14 protein-coding genes are annotated in these 16,068 nt (G+C 58.5%); 4 read left to right on the forward strand and 10 right to left on the reverse strand.

The features are described 5' to 3' along the window. Positions 1 to 155: 155 nt before the first annotated feature. The 5 genes from IY73_RS01405 to ligA form a co-directional block, all read right to left on the reverse strand. A complete protein-coding gene (locus IY73_RS01405) occupies positions 156 to 1,196 on the reverse strand; it encodes a 6-phosphofructokinase (RefSeq protein WP_053961492.1) in 1,041 nt (346 codons plus the stop codon). Between the two features lie 222 nt (positions 1,197 to 1,418). Continuing rightward, positions 1,419 to 2,921: an Asp-tRNA(Asn)/Glu-tRNA(Gln) amidotransferase subunit GatA gene (gatA, locus tag IY73_RS01410; protein WP_053961493.1), complete on the reverse strand. Its 1,503-nt coding sequence runs from the start codon at positions 2,919 to 2,921 to the stop codon at positions 1,419 to 1,421. 5 nt (positions 2,922 to 2,926) lie between these two features. After that, the gene (gene gatC, locus IY73_RS01415; RefSeq protein ID WP_053961494.1) at positions 2,927 to 3,229 is read right to left on the reverse strand and encodes an Asp-tRNA(Asn)/Glu-tRNA(Gln) amidotransferase subunit GatC; all 303 of its coding nucleotides are present in this window, start codon (positions 3,227 to 3,229) and stop codon (positions 2,927 to 2,929) included. A 55-nt stretch (positions 3,230 to 3,284) separates the two neighbouring features. Then, positions 3,285 to 3,809 carry a GNAT family N-acetyltransferase gene (locus tag IY73_RS01420; protein ID WP_053961495.1) on the reverse strand — a complete coding sequence of 175 codons (525 nt, stop codon included), beginning with the start codon at positions 3,807 to 3,809 and terminating at the stop codon, positions 3,285 to 3,287. Next, positions 3,806 to 5,965, reverse strand: a complete 2,160-nt coding sequence (gene ligA, locus IY73_RS01425) for an NAD-dependent DNA ligase LigA (RefSeq protein WP_053978713.1) — start codon at positions 5,963 to 5,965, stop codon at positions 3,806 to 3,808. The genes IY73_RS01420 and ligA overlap by 4 nt, the downstream gene beginning before the upstream one ends. 117 nt (positions 5,966 to 6,082) lie before the next feature. Here ligA and IY73_RS01430 point away from each other — a divergent pair, with 117 nt between their 5' ends. After that, a complete protein-coding gene (locus IY73_RS01430; protein WP_053978714.1) occupies positions 6,083 to 6,802 on the forward strand; it encodes a 3'-5' exonuclease in 720 nt (239 codons plus the stop codon). Here IY73_RS01430 and IY73_RS01435 read toward each other — a convergent pair. The 5 genes from IY73_RS01435 to IY73_RS01455 are packed head-to-tail and all read right to left on the reverse strand — an operon-like array spanning position 6,776 to position 12,007. After that, positions 6,776 to 7,789, reverse strand: coding sequence for a uroporphyrinogen decarboxylase/cobalamine-independent methonine synthase family protein (locus tag IY73_RS01435; protein ID WP_053978715.1), 1,014 nt, complete (start codon positions 7,787 to 7,789; stop codon positions 6,776 to 6,778). The two genes, IY73_RS01430 and IY73_RS01435, sit on opposite strands and share 27 nt — an antisense overlap. After that, entirely contained in the window at positions 7,786 to 8,964 is a 1,179-nt protein-coding gene (mnmA, locus tag IY73_RS01440; protein ID WP_053978716.1) for a tRNA 2-thiouridine(34) synthase MnmA, read from the reverse strand. The genes IY73_RS01435 and mnmA overlap by 4 nt, the downstream gene beginning before the upstream one ends. A gap of 9 nt (positions 8,965 to 8,973) precedes the next feature. Continuing rightward, positions 8,974 to 10,194 carry a cysteine desulfurase family protein gene (locus IY73_RS01445; RefSeq protein ID WP_053978717.1) on the reverse strand — a complete coding sequence of 407 codons (1,221 nt, stop codon included), beginning with the start codon at positions 10,192 to 10,194 and terminating at the stop codon, positions 8,974 to 8,976. Positions 10,195 to 10,222: 28 nt separating this feature from the next. Continuing rightward, on the reverse strand, positions 10,223 to 11,203 hold the full coding sequence (locus tag IY73_RS01450) for an electron transfer flavoprotein subunit alpha/FixB family protein (RefSeq protein ID WP_053978718.1): 981 nt from the start codon (positions 11,201 to 11,203) through the stop codon (positions 10,223 to 10,225). A gap of 12 nt (positions 11,204 to 11,215) precedes the next feature. Then, the gene (locus tag IY73_RS01455; RefSeq protein ID WP_053961501.1) at positions 11,216 to 12,007 is read right to left on the reverse strand and encodes an electron transfer flavoprotein subunit beta/FixA family protein; all 792 of its coding nucleotides are present in this window, start codon (positions 12,005 to 12,007) and stop codon (positions 11,216 to 11,218) included. Positions 12,008 to 12,124: 117 nt separating this feature from the next. Between IY73_RS01455 and IY73_RS01460 the strand changes: the two genes are divergently transcribed. From IY73_RS01460 to IY73_RS01470, 3 genes are read left to right on the forward strand one after another with little or no spacing between them, the layout of a single operon-like run. Next, positions 12,125 to 12,955 (forward strand): class I SAM-dependent methyltransferase, encoded by an 831-nt coding sequence (locus IY73_RS01460; protein ID WP_237023744.1) that lies wholly within the window; start codon positions 12,125 to 12,127, stop codon positions 12,953 to 12,955. Next, on the forward strand, positions 12,952 to 14,535 hold the full coding sequence (locus IY73_RS01465) for a 1,4-alpha-glucan branching protein domain-containing protein (RefSeq protein ID WP_053978719.1): 1,584 nt from the start codon (positions 12,952 to 12,954) through the stop codon (positions 14,533 to 14,535). Before IY73_RS01460 ends, IY73_RS01465 begins: the two co-directional genes overlap by 4 nt. 45 nt (positions 14,536 to 14,580) lie before the next feature. Next, positions 14,581 to 15,915 carry a glycosyltransferase family 4 protein gene (locus IY73_RS01470; protein WP_053961503.1) on the forward strand — a complete coding sequence of 445 codons (1,335 nt, stop codon included), beginning with the start codon at positions 14,581 to 14,583 and terminating at the stop codon, positions 15,913 to 15,915. Positions 15,916 to 16,068 lie beyond the last annotated feature (153 nt).

The following is a 16,068-nucleotide window of genomic DNA, read 5'->3' on the forward strand; positions in this document are numbered from 1 at the left end:
GGCCCAACACTTCGTTCTTGGCCAATGCGGCCAGGAACATCAGTGCCGAGCCAATACCCACTGTGGAGAGGATAAAAAGGAAAGTGCGGCCGATAAACCCTGCTTCTACCGATGGGAAACGGCGAAGAGTGTGGGCGCTCCCTGTCAGTCTGGCATTATCCGAAGAGGGCTTCCATTTCCTTGTAACGGTCCATCGGAACCTTCTTGGAATGGCCGACAGCGTCGTCGAGGGAGATTCGTTCGATGCGGTCATTGCGCACAGCAACCACCTTGCCGAAGTCTCCTTCGGCGACGGCGTGCACGGCATTCACACCAAAACGAGTACCGAGAACACGGTCAAAGGCAGTGGGGGTACCGCCACGCTGGATGTGGCCCAGCACGGTAGTCCGGATGTCGCGGTCATTTAGACGGCTACGGAGTTCGTCACCGAGCTGCTGTGCAACACCGGTGTAGATTTCGTGGCCGAACTTGTCGATGCCACCGGAGCGCATCTCCATGGTGCCTTCCTTGGGGAGTGCTCCCTCGGCGACGACGCAGATGGCGTACGACTCGCCCATTTGGAAGCGACGCTCCATGAGCTTGGCGATGTGGTTCACGTCGAAGGGAACTTCCGGAATGACGACCATGTGGGCACCACCGGCCATGCCGGCCTGCAGGGCGATCCACCCGGCGTTGCGTCCCATCACCTCCACCAGCATGACGCGCTGGTGGGATTCTGCGGTGGTGTGGAGACGGTCAATGGCATCAGTAGCGATGGAAACCGCGGTGTCAAAGCCGAAGGTGTAGTCAGTGTTGGCGACATCGTTGTCGATCGTCTTAGGAACGCCAACGACATTGATACCGTTTTCCATAAGCCAGCGGCCACCGCGCAGAGTACCGTCGCCACCGATGGGGATAACGGCGTCGATCTCATTGTCGGCAAGGGTGGCCTTAATATCATCCAGGCGAGATTCCAGCTCGTACGGATTCATACGGCCAGTGCCCAGAATGGTGCCGCCTTGGCCGAGAATCTTGTCGATACTTTCGTTGTCGTAGAGCTGCACGCGGAGGTTGTTCACCAGACCGTTCCATCCGTCTTGGAAACCCACCACCGTAGCGTCATAGCAGCTGTTAGCAGTACGAACGACGCCACGAATAACTGCGTTCAGACCGGGGCAGTCACCGCCGGCGGTCAGTACGCCAATTCGAAGACCCATGTGACTAATCCTTCTCTATCGCTTTTCCTAGGAAAAGTGCTTCTAGATGCAGTGTACCGGCAGAAACTCAAAGACACTTAAACGATCCAGCAACAGGTACAACTAACCTACCGCAGCTTCAGCGGTTATGTAACCAGGCTACGCTGAAATCCTCCCCTTCGCCCCGGTTTCCCGGGTGGGGGGAGGATCTCTTAGCGACTTCTCAATCTCTCTACCAGCAGATTACTCGCCGATCGGACCACGCGCCTTTTCAAAAGCGGCACCCACCCGGTAAAGACGAGCATCTTCCAATGCGGGTGCCATAATCTGCAGGCCAACCGGCATACCGGAATCCGAGGCCACTCCTGCTGGCACGGACATGCCACACATTCCTGCCAGATTCAAGGGCAGCGTGTAGAGGTCGAAGAGATACATAGAAACAGGATCGTCCACGCGCTCACCCAATTTGAAGGCAGTCTGCGGGGTAGTCGGAGAGATAAGCACATCGACCTTCTCATACGCCTTTTGGAAATCCTGGGCAATGAGAGTACGCACCTTTTGCGCTTGGCCGTAGTACGCATCGTAATAGCCGGCAGACAGGGCATAGGTGCCAATAATGATACGGCGCTTCACTTCCTTACCGAAGCCGGCTGCACGGGTCAGCGACATGACCTCTTCCGCTGAATGGCTACCATCGTCACCCACCCGCAAGCCGTACCGCATTCCGTCAAAGCGTGCCAGATTGGACGAGACCTCAGACGGCAGAATGAGGTAGTAGGCGGCCAACGCGTGCGGGAAGTTGGGGCATGAAACCTCAACGATTTCTGCCCCCAGCCCCTCCAGAGTTTCCACTGCATTCTGGAAAGACTCCGCGACACCCGGCTGACACCCCTCATCTGTAAGGAATTCCTTGATGACGCCAACCTTCACCTCAGAGAGGTCCTTCTCCTGACCCTCCACTGCAGCACTCACCATGTCGGGAATCTCTACTGCCAGAGAAGTTGAGTCGTGCTCGTCATGGCCCGCAATAATGTTGTGCAGCATAGCCGTATCCAGCACGGTACGCGCACACGGTCCCCCTTGATCGAGGGAAGAAGCGCAGGCCACCAGACCGTAACGAGAAACAGTGCCGTACGTCGGCTTCACTCCCACCGTAGCGGTAAGAGCGGCAGGCTGGCGGATGGAACCACCCGTGTCCGTCCCGATCGCCAGCGGAGCTTCATAGGACGCCAGTGCGGCTGCTGAACCACCGCCGGAACCACCCGGCGTACGCTCTTTGTCCCACGGGTTGAAGGTCGGCCCGAAAGCAGAGTTCTCCGTGGAGGAGCCCATGGCGAACTCATCCATATTGGTCTTGCCGAGAATCGGAATGCCGGCTTCCCGCAGTTTCCTCGTGACAGTAGCATCATACTGCGGCACATACCCCTCCAAGATTTTGGAGGCACAGGTTGTCGGAGCATCCGTCGTGGTGAACACATCCTTCAAAGCGATGGGTACACCGGCTAACGGGGAGGCTGGGCCTTTACCCGCCGCAATGTCCTCATCGACCTGTCGGGCGGTCGCCAAAGCGTCCTCTGCGCCGACGTGTAGGAAAGCGTGGAGATCCCCGTCTACCTCAGCAATACGGTCGAGGAATGCTTGCGTCACCGCCACCGAAGTCAGCTCACCAGAGTGGATACGCTGGGCCAAAGTGTAGGCATCCAGAGACAAGATGGAATCTGCCGGAACAGTACGAAGAGCGGTCATGTGGGTTACTCCCCTCCTTCGCCCAGAATCTGGGGAACAACGATACGGCCATCTTCGACCTCGGGTGCTTGGCTCAACACTTCCTCTTGGGAAAGGCACGGCTTAATGACGTCCTCATGGGTGACATTGTGGATGGCCACAGGGTGGCTCATCGCCTCAACACCTTCAGTATCGAGCTCCGTGATGACATTCACGTGCTGCAAAATATCTTTGATCTGGCCAGCCAGCTCATCCAACTCGTCATCTGCCAACGCTAAACGCGCCAACTTGGCGAGGTGAGCAACATCGTCACGGGTAATACCGTCCACTGAAGCACCTTTCTTCGGGGTTGTACTGTGCGCATGCAGTCGTACGCTGCACATGCTACCGCGTTGCAGTAGCGACAAGCCACACGTAACAGCGAACTGTGAGGCCAGGAATAGGGTCCCAAAACCGGGCAGGGTCCAACGTGAAACCTGCCCTTTCGTAGAGGCGGTGAGCGTTCGTCATATTCTCTCGACTGGACAACACCAACTGCCGGTAGCGCTGTCGGCCAGCAAATTCTTGGCACCTATGAACAAGCGCAGTACCAATTCCACGGCCCCGCGCAGACTCATCTACCGCCAACATCCGCATCTCAATCTCATCATCAGCAGCAATAGCCGCCCACGGACTGCCCCCTGCTGCTAAAGTCACCGCCCCGAGAATGTCGCCGGTTGCTGTCTCTTCCGCTACGAAGTGTGCAGTCGCTTCCCGAAAACGAGGTGCCACATCACGCAGAATGTCGATGTAGGGGGAATTTGGTTCCTCATAAGGGATGTAGGTCGTCGCCGTCATCTCCCCTACCCCCACCAAATCAGATTCACGCATAGCGCGAATAATTACTCCGTCAGGTGACGGGTTGCTCATACGTCTTTCTCCTTCAGTGCGGCCTTCCCGCCTTGCAGCAGAGTGACAAACTGCTCTTCCGTGAGCACGGGAATACCCAGTGTTTCGGCCTTGGTCAGTTTCGCGCCGGCATTCTCCCCAGCCACCACATAGTCTGTCTTCTTCGAGACAGACCCTGCCGTTTTGCCTCCCCGCGCCAGAATCGCCTCTTTTACCGAGTCACGGGTGAAACCCTCCAACGCGCCAGTAGCGACGATGGTGAGGCCCTCCAGAGTGGGCACCTGGGAAGATTCTTGCTGGTCCTCCATCTGTACACCCGCGGCCGCCCACTTTACCACAATTTCCCGGTGCCATTCCACCGCAAACCACTCCACCAAGGCGTCAGCAATAATCTCACCGACTCCCTCCACTTCGGCGAAGGCAGCAGTGTCGCCTTGTACCGCTCGCTGTTCGATATCCGTCATACTGTGGAAGGTAGCCGCCAGCGAGCGTGCAGCAGTCGGACCAACATGGCGGATCGATAACGCCACGAGGACGCGCCAAAGAGGACGTTTTTTCGCATCCGCAAGGTTCTTGAGCAGCTTCTCTCCAGTTTTCGAGAGAATGACGCGTTTCCCATCAACCTCCCCAACAGGTGTGTCCGCATAACGCGGATCGATATCGACATGACGGGGAGCATTTCGGGTGTATTGGGATGTACGGAGGAGATCATCAGCAGTGAGGGTGAAGAGATCTCCCTCATTGTGCAGAATCCCGCGCTCATAGAGATCGCGCGCTCCCTTCTCTCCGAGTGCCTCAATATCCAAGGCCGCGCGACTAGCCAAGTAGAACAACCGTTCCCGAAGCTGCGCTGGGCAACCTTGCGTATTGGGGCAGCGCCAGTCCTGATCAGATTCCTTCTCGGGGGCAAGCAGCGCCCCACATTCTGGACAATGGATAGGGAAAACAAACTCCTTTTCATCCCCGGTACGGGCATCGACGATGGGGCCCAGCACTTCCGGGATCACTTCGCCAGCTTTGCGAATAACGACCTGATCACCAATCAACACACCCTTGCGTTTAAGTTCGAATTGGTTGTGCAAGGTGGCATTTGACACTGTTGAACCGGCAATCGTGACAGGTTCCATAAAAGCATAGGGCGTCACTCTGCCAGTACGTCCCACGGATACCCGAATATCGATAAGGGTGGTGATGGCTTCTTCTGGTGGGTACTTGTACGCGACTGCCCATCGAGGTACACGTGACGTTGCTCCAAGGTCTCGCTGCTCAGCAATGCTGTTGAGCTTAACGACTAATCCGTCCGTCTCATGTTCTACTTCCGCGCGATGGTCACCCCAGTAGCGCATCTTCTCGAGAACTGCGTCAATGCCAGTCACGTGCTCTGTCTTATCAGAAACATGGAGCCCCCACGCCGCCATCGCGCGGTAGGCATCCCGCTGCGTGGCAGGCTGGAACCCCTCCGTCTTCCCCAAACCATGACAGATCATACGCAGATGGCGTCGTGCCACCTCAGCAGGGTCTTTCTGCCGTAACGAGCCAGCTGCAGCATTACGTGGATTAGCAAACGGCTTGGGTTTCCGACCTGCTTCTTCTGCCTCCGCAACAATCCGGGCATTGAGTGCGGCAAAGTCATCAAGTGCGAAGTACACCTCCCCACGAACTTCCAGAAGTGCAGGCAGCGGATAATCGGGGTGATGTGTGAGGTGTACGGGGATATCCGCGATAGTGCGCGCATTAAGGGTAATGTCCTCCCCGATCCGTCCGTCTCCTCGGGTGGCGGCACGTTCCAGCACTCCATCCCGGTACACCAGGTCAATAGCCGCGCCATCAATCTTCAGTTCGGTGAGGTAGTCCTGGTCCGGACCGATTTCTTTCTCCAGTCGAGTGAGCCACTCCCTCAACTCTTCCGGGCTAAACACATCCTCCAAGCTCAACATTCGTTCGGGATGCTGCGCGGGGTTGAACGTCGTCTCGAAGCCGCCACCGACCAGCTGTGTGGGGGAATCCGGAGTACGCAATTCTGGATACTCATCCTCCAACGCCACCAACTCATGAAAAAGCTGGTCAAACTCGCTATCAGCAATGATGGGTGAGTCCATTACGTAGTAGCGAAACTGGTGGTCGCGCACAACACTGGCAAGCTCATTCCAGCGCTGCTGAATATCGGAGGTAATCACGTCTTTAGCCTAGCGTCTCGCGCCAGCCGTTCGCCGAATTTGTCACTGTTGGAGAGTAACCTGAGGACAGCATCACCGAAAGGGTTATGCTCTCGCTGTGGACCACGAGGAGATCCCGTGTCAGACTCTTTTTTTACCCCACACCATGTGTGCTCCTTCGATTTAGAGACGACGGGCCCAAACCCTCGGACGGCACGCATCGTCACTTCCTCATGTCTTGATATCGACCTGCCAGAGTCCTCGTCAGCGGATGCGGAACCCCGCATTGTCACCCATAACTGGCTGGCTGATCCGGGTTGTGCCATTCCCGCTGAAGCCACTGCGGTTCACGGTATTTCGACGGAACAGGCACGGCGTGAAGGCCGCCCACATGCGGAGGTCGTCAAGGAATCTGTCGCTCATCTCTATGCCGCTTGGGAGGAGGGCCGTACTCTCATCGTCTATAACGCCCCGTTTGATCTCACCATTCTGCAGCACTGGGAGCCGACATTCGAGGTACGCGGGCTGGTGCTCGATCCCTATGTGGTGGATCGTGCTCTCGACAAATACCGCAAGGGAAAACGCACCCTCGGTATTGTGTGCGAACACTACCAGGTGTCGCTAGACAATGCGCACAACTCCGATGCAGACGCTTGGGGGGCTGCACAGCTTGCCAAGCGGTTGGCAGATGTCTATCCGCAGTTGCGGACCACCCCGGTAGACGAACTCATGGCGCTGCAAACCAACTGGCACCGCGAGCGCCAACAGAGTTTCCGGGAGTATCTGGAGCGCATAGGGCAAGATCCCCGCACTGTGGAAACAGAATGGCCGCTACTGGGGCCACTCGTCCAACACTAGCTCTGGCATCTCCACGAGCGACCCAAGGCATTCTTGTATGCCACGTAGTGATACACCGTGGGTGTTCTCTGACGTATAGCACAACATACTGTCGTGGAAGCTAGGCAGTGAAGATTCCTGCGGCGCCACAGCCAAATCCCGGAGGAGCACAGCAAGACGATGGGCGTGCTGTCGACGCTCCCGCTGTGGTACCACTAACGGCATCACGCACTCCAGCCCACCTCCCCACTGGTCGAGAAGCTCTCCCATCTCATCCCGTTGCGCAGTCGATGGTTGCAACGATACCGGCAGTGCCACTCGTAACGTGCCCGCCCGCAACGCCGGCGCACACTGACGCACCCACTGCGTACTCTCATGAGGAAGGCGAAGTACGACCCTACCAGGCATCGCCTCCCCCACAGCACTCCACTGCGCCGGCAGGATCTGCTGATCCGGCATGGGAATGTGTTCCCACCGGTGCGCCCCTGGCAATGTCCCACTCAGCGCTGGCCCCGCGTCGCCTTCATCCATCACTACCCACGGGTCACGCCCAGTCCGTCGTGACAGGTCACGCGCCAGCTGCGCCACCATCTCGACGTACTGGTCCATCAGGTCACAAACAGCGCCTGTGTCTGTCAGCATCCAATGCCCATTGGGGAGCTCCACATGGGATAAACAGGCAACAGGACCCGCCACCACCACGGTAAGCGGCCCGCTGCCGGCACCCGTCGTCTCAACGATCTCCTCCAGCAGGTCCATATCCTGCTCAAGAAGGGAGCGTGCAGCACGATGGAAACGTGTTTCCTGCGGTCCGCAAACAAATGTGCGGACACCGTAGCCCCACACCATGTCCGGGAGGAGCGCCGTCATCCGCCCTACCGCAGTGGCCGGCAGACCCCGCGCAGGTAGCACGGGGAGAAAGAATGCAGACGCTGCCTCCCCCGCAATCATCTGCAGCACCGAACGCATATCGGTACCGGGTAACGACCCCTCGGCATGCACCATCATGAGGATTCCGAAACTCCACTGAGTGGAGAGGATACCGGCCTCTCCGTACTATCTTGCGCCGTGAGGGTATCGTAGCTCTCAGCTGTCGCGTGAATAGTGGCCGACCCAAGCACAAGGTCGCCTACTGGATCGGGTTGGTAGAGCACTGCGCTTTGACCACACGCCACTCCGCGCAAGGGGACATCTGTGTGGATGGTGACGGTCTCCCCCATCATCTCGACAGTGCACGGCACTGGCGCTGCGTGCGCCCGCACCTGCACTTCACAACGGAGTTTGTGGCGCTCCCCCGCCGCCGCGCAGTCCGCCAACTCTCGCGATAGCCAGTTAGCTGGCCACCCCTGCAGGTAATTCGTCTCCAACATGTCCCGTGTACCGATGAGGACGGTATTACGCCGCACATCTAAGCCCACCACATAGCGTGGTAAACCATCTGGCAGCGGGCCCGCCAGACCTAGACCCTTGCGCTGTCCAATGGTGAATCCGTAGGTGCCTCGGTGTTCAGCGACGGTGTCCCCCGTCACCATATCGATGACCGGCCCTGGCCGATCTCCCAGCCTTAAATGCAGGAAACCGCGGGTGTCCCCATTGGGAATGAAGCAGATATCGGTGGAATCGGGTTTCGAGGCCACGCTAAAACCATATGCTGCGGCCTCCTCTCGAATCTGCGGCTTCTCCGTATCACCGCAGGGGAAGAGAGAATGATCAAGCTGGTGACGGTTGAGAACCCCCAACACATACGACTGGTCTTTTGCCTGGTCGACTCCGCGTCGCAGCATCCCATCAACAATCTGGGCGTAGTGGCCAGTCGCAACGGCATCGTAGCCCAAAGCTAGACCACGCTCGAGAAGGGCGTCGAACTTAATGCGCTCATTGCATCGTAGGCAGGGGTTAGGGGTCTCCCCTAACTCATAGGTATCGACGAAATCCTCAATGACCTGGGCGCGAAAACGCGCAGAGAAATCCCACACGTAGAACGGGATACCCAGTTGGTCCGCAACTCGGCGGGCATCTCCAGAATCCTCCAAAGAGCAGCATCCGCGTGCACCCGTCCGCAGGGTGGCAGGTGCACTGGACAATGCCAGGTGGATACCAACGACGTCGTGGCCTGCATCGACCAGACGTGCGGCAGCGACGGAGGAATCAACTCCTCCTGATAACGCAGCTAAGACACGCATAGGTCTAGCCTAGGCCAGCCCTGCCAGACGGGCACGTTCAATAGCCTCAGGCAATGCCCGCAACAGATCATCAACATGCTGGGGGGTCGTGGTGTGCCCCATGGAAAGTCGTAGTGTGCCCCGCGCCTGCGGCTCCGGAACTCCCATCGCAAGGAGGACTTCCGAGGCATGTGCGACACCTGCTGTACATGCCGCTCCCAAAGAGACGCTGATTCCTTTCCCATCGAGAAGCATAAGCAGTGCGTCCCCTTCGCATCCGGGGAAGGAAGCGGAGACGATTCCGGGCAGGACGAGGCTATCTGTTCCCTCGATAGCTTTCTCCGGACCGTTAATGATGACATCGTCACAGACCCTGTGCAGACCAGTGATGAGCTGGTGACGCAGTGCCACCAAGCGGGCGGTTTCGTCGGCTTGGCACGCTACCGCGGTCTCCAGTGCAGCAGCCATACCAACGATACCTAGCACATTCTGCGTTCCTGCCCGGAGGCCACGCTCCTGCCCGCCGCCATGAAGGAGCGGGACGAGAGGGGCGTCACGTCGTGCCAAGAGCACACCGATACCAGTGGGTCCGCCAAACTTCTGGGAAGCGACGGACATCGTGGTGATGCCCGGATGCGAAAAATCAAGCTGCATATGGGTGACGGCTTGTACCGCATCCACATGGAAGGGCACACCCGCTGCCGCGGCAGCATCAGCGAGCGCCGCGACGGGTTGTACCGTTCCCACTTCGTTGTTGGCAGCCATGACTGTCATGAGCAGTGGAGTGTCCGCCTGGTGGAGACGCTCGCGGACGACGTCGAGCTCAACACGCCCAGTCTGATCAACGGGCAGCACGTCCAGGTCCACACCGAAGACATCGTGCCGGAATCTAGCTAGCCATGAGGCCGCATCGGTGACGGAGTGGTGCTCTACAGCACTGAGGAGCAGACGGTGGTATCCCTGCCCGGCACGCGCTAAGGCCATGCCTTTTAGTGCCAGGTTGTCTGCTTCCGTTCCGGATCCAACAAAGATCACTTCACTGGGGCGTGCGCCGAGGAGTTCTGCGATGGACTCGCGGGCTTCTTCGACATGGCAGCGTGCTCGGCGGCCTACGGAGTGGACACTGGAGGGGTTCCCCGTATCGCCGGCCAGTTCGCGCATTGCGGTAAGAGCTTCTTCCCGCAGCGGAGTGATTGCAGCGTGGTCAAAGTAGCTGGCCGCGGCTAGTAATTCTGGGGATTCACAGAGCATGCGGGGTCTTTCTGTGCTGTGGGAGTCGTCAGCTGCGAGCTTTCAGCAGGTCGATGAGCTGCGGAACGATATCGTCAACGTCGCCTACAATACCGAGGTCAGCGATAGAGAAGAGTGGTGCATCCGGGTCGTTGTTGATGACCACAATGTGCTTGGAGTTCTGCATACCAGCCTTATGCTGGATTGCTCCGGAGATGCCAAGCCCGATGTAAAGATCTGGGTTGACGGTGACACCGGTTTGGCCGATCTGGATGGCGCCTCCGCAGTATCCGAGGTCCACTGCGTCGCGGGTCGCACCGACTGCCGCACCGAATTGGTCGGCAAGCCCCTCCACGTACTCGTGGAAGCCTTCTGCGGACCCGACGCCGCGCCCACCGGCTACCACTACCTTCGCCTGGGTAAGATCAGGTCGATCGCTGGGGGTGTCTTCGGTGCGTTGGGAAACGCGGACGCCTCGTCGAATAGTGGGGTCGGGCAGGGCCATGGTACGAATATCGACATCGTGCTGATCTACTGTCTCTGCCTCTGTTGCTTCGACGACACCGTTGCGGAGAACAATGACCGGGTAGCGGCCACGGACCTCGACAGCGACATCGAGTTGTGAGCCGAATATGGAGTGCGTGACGTGCGTGAGATCGGTGAGGGCCACGACATCGGAGGCTAGGCCGGATCCCAGACGAACTGCCACACGCCCGGCAATTTCACGGTTGATGATGCTGTCGGGAAGGAGCACGCCAGCAACCTTGTCAGTCACCGCGATTGTGCTGAGGACGTCGACGAGTGAGGTGGCAAAGAAGGCAAATGCGTCTTTGTCTTCGGCAACATGGAGTGCCTCCACCCCAAAGGGTGCCAGTGCTGCTGCGAGGCTGTGGGAAACGCCTGGCTCACACAGGACGACAGCGTGAACGGTGTCGATGGTGCGGGCGGCAGTGATCGCCTCAAGGCTCGCTTGGGTGGGCTGTACCTGGTCACCACGACCGGTGTACGCGATGGGGACAAGGATAGTCATGGTAGTACTCTCCTATACGAGCTTTTCGGAGACGAGGTAGTCCATAATACGCTGTGCTCCGTCACCGTTATCGGCAAACACTTCGCCCTGCTGCTTGGCGGGGCGTTCGGTGGTGTTGACCACTACGGTGCCAGCACCGGTTTGTCCCACTTGGTTGGGCAGCACTCCAATATCTGCGAGGCTCCACTCGGTGACCTCTTTCTTTTTGGCCGCCATGATGCCTTTGAAGGAGGGGAAGCGTGGTTCATTCATGGTCTCGGTAACGGAGACCAATGCCGGCATGTCAGCACTGAGATGGTAGGTAAACCCGTCGGTGGCTCGTTCGGCGTTCAACGTGCCGTCTGGTTCCACTATGAGCGAGTGCACGCTGGTGAGAGCGGGGATTCCCAGGTACTCGGCGATGATGGCGGGGACGGTTCCTGCTCCGGAATCGGAGGATTGGTCGCCACAGATAACAAGTTTCGTGTCAGCGATGTGGCCGAGGGCGTTGGCGAGTACCCACCCGGTTTGGATTGCGTCTGAACCGACAAGGGCATCGTCACAGATGTGGATGCCACGGTCCGCCCCCATGGCCATTGCCCGCCGGAGGGCCTCCACTGCACTAGCTGGGCCCATAGTGAGCGCGATGATTTCATGGGGGATTTCCAGCACGTCATTGAGCTGTACTGCCGCCTCCACCGCATGCTCGTTGGTTTCGTCCAAGATTTTGTCGACACTTTCGCGGTTGAGGCGGAAATCGTCGGTGAGCGAGTTGTCCGTTTCGTAGTCGGGAACTTGCTTCACAAGGACGACGGTGGCTGACATGGAAACCTCCTGGTTGAGGACGCATCGACAGAAATGTTCCTGCAAAGATGGTAACGCGAATAGCTTTCTCTACCTAGTTATAGAGGTTGTTGTTCGCGGAGAGGATAGGCTGAAAAGGTGAGTAACGAGGACTTCCCGGCTGACCCCGATACGGTTGTGCCGCTCCCTATGACAGGTGAGCGCACGGCCCCTGATACCGACCAGGAAAACTACTGGTTCCGCCGCCACGAGATTGTGTATCTGGCGTGGCGGGAGCGCTGTCGCGACAGGGACGTTATTGAAGCGGGAGCTGGAGAAGGCTATGGGGCAGGTATGTTGGCCCCCTACACCCAATCTCTACACGGGGTGGATTACGATCTGCTGGCGTGCCAGCACGCGACGAGCAAATACCGGGTTGGTGCGCCCTGCCCACTCACCTTCACCCAGGCAGATTTGGGGGCGTTGCCGTTTGCGGACGAGTGCGCCGACGTCATCGTTAATTCTCAGGTCATTGAGCATCTTCCCGACCAAGAGGGGTTTGTGGCGGAGTGTTTCCGGGTGCTGCGTCCAGGTGGTGTGCTAGTGGTGGCGACTCCCAATCGCATTACCTTTACACCTGCCGGCCAACCTATTAACCCCTTCCATATTCGGGAGCTTAACGCCCGCGAATTAGCTGATCTGTTGGTTGGGCCAGGCTTTGAGCTGGTGGAGACACTGGGGGTATATCACGGCCCGCACCTGCGCCATCTCGATGACAAGTGGGGTGGCCTTATCCGGGCGCAACTGCAACCTTATTTGGAGAACCGTCCCTGGTCGGCGGAGCTGCGGGCAGATGTCGATAGCGTCACTGCTACCGATTTTGAATTTCGCACTTGTCCCCCAGCAGAGGTGCGGGACGGGGCCTTGGACGATCCCACGTCTCTCGATGACAGCTTGGATCTTGTTTTTGTGGGGAGGAAGCTGCGATGACGATGACACCCACAGTACCCGGCCTTTTTACACTTGTTCTCCATAGTCACCTGCCCTGGTTTGCCCATCATGGGACATGGCCGGTGGGCGAGGAGCTTCTCTATCAAGCCTGGGGGAACTCCTACATTCCCGTCGTTGAAGAGCTGTATCGGTTAGCAGACGAAGGCTACCGTGACGTACTTTCCCTCGGTATCACTCCCATTGTGGCTGCCCAGCTAGACGATCCCTACTGTCTCCGTGGCATGCACGAGTGGTTGGCGAACTGGCAGATGCGGGCTGCAGAGGCGGCTACCTTTACAGCTGCTGCTACGGTGGATCCAGCCTCAGCCCATGCCACTGGTGCCATCCGTGCCATGGGTAGCCGTGAGGCGGTAGCGGCACATTGGGCCAGCAAACGCTTTCTTGCCCGTTGGAGTAGCGGTGGTTCGCCAGTGTTCCGCCCGCTGCAGGATGCCGGTGTGATCGAAATGTTGGGGGGACCGCTCGCCCATCCGTTCCAGCCACTACTCCCCCGGACTTTGCGCCGCTTCTTTCTTGAGTCAGGTCTTGCCGATAGTGAACTGCGGAAGGGTACTCGTCCGGCTGGTTTATGGGCTCCTGAATGCGCCTTCACTCCCGGTATGGAAGTGGACTACCAGCGTGCCGGTGTCACCCACTTTATGGTGGATGGCCCTTCACTCCATGGGGACACTGCGTGCGGCCGTCCGGTAGGTGCCAGTGATGTTGTGGCTTTCGGCCGTGATCTCACCGTCAGCTATCGTGTATGGTCCCCCAAGGCTGGCTACCCTGGCCATGCCGATTACCGTGATTTCCACACGTACCACCACGAAACCGGTTTTAAGCCGGCGCGGGTGACGGGCCGCTCTGTCTCTCCAGAGCATAAATCCCCTTATAATCCGGAGCGTGCGGGGGCACGTGTCGACCACGATGTAGCAGACTTCGTGGATACCGTTCTGGGTCGTTTACGAAGCGAAACTGAGCGGTGTGGACGCCCCGCACACGTCGTGGCGGCATTTGATACTGAGCTCTTTGGACATTGGTGGTACGAGGGTCCCCAGTGGCTGGGGAAAGTTATCCGCGCTTTGCACGCTGCGGGTGTTCACGTTGGTTCCCTGGCGACGGCCCGTGCGGAGGGCTATGTGGGCGCTCCCGTGGAGTTAGATGACTGTTCGTGGGGGTCTGGTAAGGACTGGCGTGTCTGGGAGGGACCACCAGTGGCTGACATTGTGGAGCTCAACCAACAAATCTGTGCTGAGCTGGCGACCGCCTTGTGGGAGTTTCTCCCCGGCGACGCCACTCCTGTACGACCACGTGACCGTTACTGCGACCAGATTGTTCGGGAGGCAGCACTCGCGCTGCAATCGGACTGGGCATTCCTCATTTCGAAAGACACGGCTGCAGACTACGCACGCTCCCGCGCCTATCTGCATGGCCACGCGATGCGCGAGCTCATCACTGCCCGGCACCATCATTGGCGGGGACAGGAATCACAGTTGCTCAGCGCGTGGCAGGCAGCCGATGGACCTTTCTCGCAAGTGGATGCTCGGTTGCTACGAAGCGCCTATGATGAGGAAGATTAACGATCCCGAACTGTTCTTTCCTGTACTGTGAGGAGTCCATACAACATGAAGGTGCTGATGATCTCCTGGGAGTTTCCCCCAGTGATGGTGGGTGGCCTGGGTGCTCATGTCGATCGCCTTGTGGGAGAGTTAGCAGCAGCAGGGCATGAGATTGTGATGGTGACGCGCGCACCAGCTGCTTCTCCTGGAGTTGTTACAGAGACAACCGATGAGATGCGGGGGAACGTGAGGGTGGTGTCTGTTCCGCTCACCCCGCTAGCGATTGACTTCACGAGCGATCTGATGGCATGGACACTACTCATGGGGACTGCCATGACACAGGCAATCCAGCATCTTCTCCACGGCACCGGGCCGTGCAGAGAGAATGGTGCCTGGCAGCCCGATGTCATCCACGGCCATGACTGGCTCGTTGCTGTTCCTGCCTGTGCTATCGCCGAACAGTACGGGCTTCCTTTGGTGGGAACCTTCCATGCTACGGAAGCTGGCCGTAACTCCGGTTGGCTCTCTCACCCCATCAACCGCCACGTACATTCGGCTGAATGGTGGTTTGCCAATTCCTGTGACTATCTCATTGCTTGCTCGCGTCCGATGATGGACGAGATCTCTGCAACCTTCGGAGACCCCGCCACGGGATCCCCCGGGTTACCCCCGCTACGTTTTATCCCGAATGGCATTGATACTCGCGAGTGGACGATTCCGCATCAACCGGCGCGCGCTACCACTGCCCCACACCTGATCTATTTTGGCCGTTTGGAGTGGGAGAAGGGTGTTCACGATATTCTCTCGTCACTTCCGCTCTTGCGGCGCCGCTATCCCGGGATTCATGTCACTGTTGCTGGGGAGGGAATGAAACGGGAGTGGCTAGAGTCTGAACAGCGCCGGCACCGTCTCTGCGGCTCTGTCCACTTTGCAGGTTTTATGAGAAAGAATGAATTGCGGGAGTTGATCTCTACTGCCGATCTGGCTGTGCTACCGTCCCGCTATGAGCCTTTCGGCATTGTCGCATTGGAGGCCGCCGCTGCCGGGATCCCTGTGGTAGCTGCGCGTGCTGGCGGGCTTGCTGACATCATTATTGATGGTGTGACTGGCTGGAGCTACTCCCCTGGCATTATCGAAGAAATGGTGGAGACCATCGATGCGGCTCTACGACATCCGGCCGAGCGGGATCGCCGGGCGGCCGCAAACCGTGCACAGCTTCCCCAACGATTTTGTTGGACCCATATTGCCCAGCAGACGGTGCAGGTCTACGAGCATGCTGCCGCTGGCGTGACTCGGCGGGCCCAGTGGGCTCTCCCACGGCCGCTGATACCCCTGCGTCCGCTTCCCGAACGGGATTGGACGACTCCCGTTGATGTGGAAACAACTGTTCCGCAACCGTAGTATCCTCCCCTGCCCACTTCTCCTCAACCTGATGCCCCGCGCATAATGTGCTCACTACTCAGGTAGATATATGCGGATGTTTGCGCTGCTCCGGGCCATTGTTTGTGGACAGCTGAACCATGCTCAAGCGTCCAGTCGAGAGAAGCCCGTATT

This window comes from Lawsonella clevelandensis, assembly GCF_001293125.1.
In the GTDB taxonomy this organism is placed as follows: domain Bacteria; phylum Actinomycetota; class Actinomycetes; order Mycobacteriales; family Mycobacteriaceae; genus Lawsonella; species Lawsonella clevelandensis.